We start from the raw sequence: 2071 nt of genomic DNA on the forward strand, positions 1-2071 counted from the left end.
TCATTTGATTTAATAATTTCTTTTAAAGTTACATTTTCATTCCTAAACCGAGCATTCGGATTACTTTCTTTCTTTAGTCGGATCGCCTTTTGCGGACAAAGGTTTATACAGGCAAGACAAAATTCACAATTTCCCCCATATACTGGTTTAAACTCGTCAAGTTTTATGTTGTCCCGAGGGCAAACCTTTACACACGTTCCACAATGATTGCATTCGTTCCCAACAGAAAAATCTTTATCTGTATTAAAGTTTGGATTTATTTTGTAGAAGTATTGAATGACTTTAGTCCACATCGAATCAGAGAACGTTTCACTCCTGATGTATCGCTTCTCTTGATTCACATCGTTCAACAACCGGCTCAAATTCTCTTCAATATTTTTCTTCTTCATCTTTTGTTTATCGATATTAAATATTGGTAAATAGTTATCAATCATGAGCAAACCGTCTGCATATTGAATATGAATATTATTCTCCTTTGCAAACCGCACAAACCAATTGGCGCCTCCAGCAAGCTTGTTTCCATAGGTCATAATAACAAAAATATAGGGGCTCTTGAGGGTGATCTTCTCTATAAATTCGCGGACAATATTGGGTGCGGCAAATCCATAACAGGGAAATACAAGGCCGATTCTTTCATCTTCAAAATGTAATTGGTTGCCTTTTAAGACTTTTGGTATCGAATAAAGTTCTCCTCCAAATCTTTTTGCGACATCTAAACAGTTACCAGTAGCGGTAAAATAAAATACTTTCATATATACCTCCATTGATTCTATCTTTCTTTTGTCTGAATGATACAGTCTCTTGAAGTTTCGGAAAGCCCTAAGATTTCTTCATGGGTGATAATAATGGTTTAACAGTTCTATAGTTTTATAACTATCGAACTGTTTGGCAAATTATGAACACTGATAAATCATTTATGCTGTAATGATAACAATTTGCTAACTTCTTCGACTAACTCTTCATTCACTCTGCAGATTAAAAATTTTCCTTTTTTTTCTGTACTAATCAAATCGGCATTCACCAATTCTTTGATATGATGTGAAATAGTAGGAGCACCGATATTCAGAGAGCTGATGATATCTGAAACAAAGCATTCACAGTCGGTTTGAAAACTAGATTCATGCATCTCGGCAATTTTAAAATACAATTCTAGTCTATTGGGATTAGATAGTGCTTTGAATAGCTTTGCCACTTTTTTCGTGTCCATATTCCAACTCCAAACTCATCATATAAAAGATTTGACAACTATCGAATTAATTGTAACTGGTCTAAATGATCCTGTCAATGCCGGACGAGATAAAACGATCTGTTCGTTATTTCCGCCTCTAACAATTTGTTGAGCTGTTTTTTCGGTTTGAAGGATAAGGGAGCACCACATTTCAAGATGCTCCCTTATCCAACTCTGAGTTTATTCTTCCATTTCCTCCACCCTCATCCCACTCTTCAACTCAAAAACAAAATGCGTTGGTGATACATTTTTGAAATTCACGTAATGCTTCAACAAGAGAAAGATTTTTGTCTATATTTTCTTTAGGATAATGGAATTCTAGAATTGTTACATCTTCTTTGTTTTTTGAAAAGGATATTTTGCCGACGGCTTAAAATCCCCTCGGTAAGAGGGGATTTTAAATGTAGTAAAAAATACGGCTTCGTTACACACAATAGTTCCTTAGGGTAGTAGGTCGAAATTAATAATGAACTCTTCTTGAGTCCTACGAACCTTGAATAGCGTCCTCTTGCGCCTGCGTAATTGTTCCTGCTTTTACTAGGCTGTCCAATGCAGTTTTAAATCGATTATTAGATCCTCTCTTGAAGTCGCCTATTTTAGGAGTAATAGCATCCTCTTGAGCTTGAGTAATTGTTCCCGCCGTTACGAGAGCGTCCAAAGCGGTTTTAACTCCACTCTCTGATTTTGTAGCTGTTGTAATCGCAGTTGTGATTGCATCTGCTTGAGCTTGAGTTATCGTTCCCGCTGTTACGAGAGCTGCGAAGTTAGATTTAAGTCCTTCCTGGGGTCCTCTCTTGAAGTCGCCTTTTTCAGGAGTAATAGCGTCCTCTTGAGCTTGAGTAA

At 36.6% G+C, this 2071-nt stretch carries 2 protein-coding genes and 1 pseudogene; all 3 read right to left on the bottom strand.

Annotation, left to right across the window (positions count from 1 at the left end; all coding sequences use genetic code 11):
• On the bottom strand, positions 1 to 752 hold a 752-nt coding region (locus tag DSOL_RS25905), incomplete at its 3' end, for an EFR1 family ferrodoxin (protein ID WP_075367573.1).
• 158 nt (positions 753 to 910) lie between these two features.
• Entirely contained in the window at positions 911 to 1207 is a 297-nt protein-coding gene (locus DSOL_RS25910; protein WP_075367574.1) for an ArsR/SmtB family transcription factor, read from the bottom strand.
• Positions 1208 to 1712: 505 nt separating this feature from the next.
• Positions 1713 to 2071: pseudogene (locus tag DSOL_RS28305) on the bottom strand (hypothetical protein); the annotation flags it as partial.

It is taken from the genome of Desulfosporosinus metallidurans, from assembly GCF_001936615.1.
GTDB lineage: Bacteria > Bacillota > Desulfitobacteriia > Desulfitobacteriales > Desulfitobacteriaceae > Desulfosporosinus > Desulfosporosinus metallidurans.

Coding starts and splice junctions, on each gene's coding strand:
- DSOL_RS25910 (WP_075367574.1), bottom strand. CDS start 1,207: ATGGACACGAAAAAAGTGGCAAAGCTATTCAAAGCACTATCTAATCCC.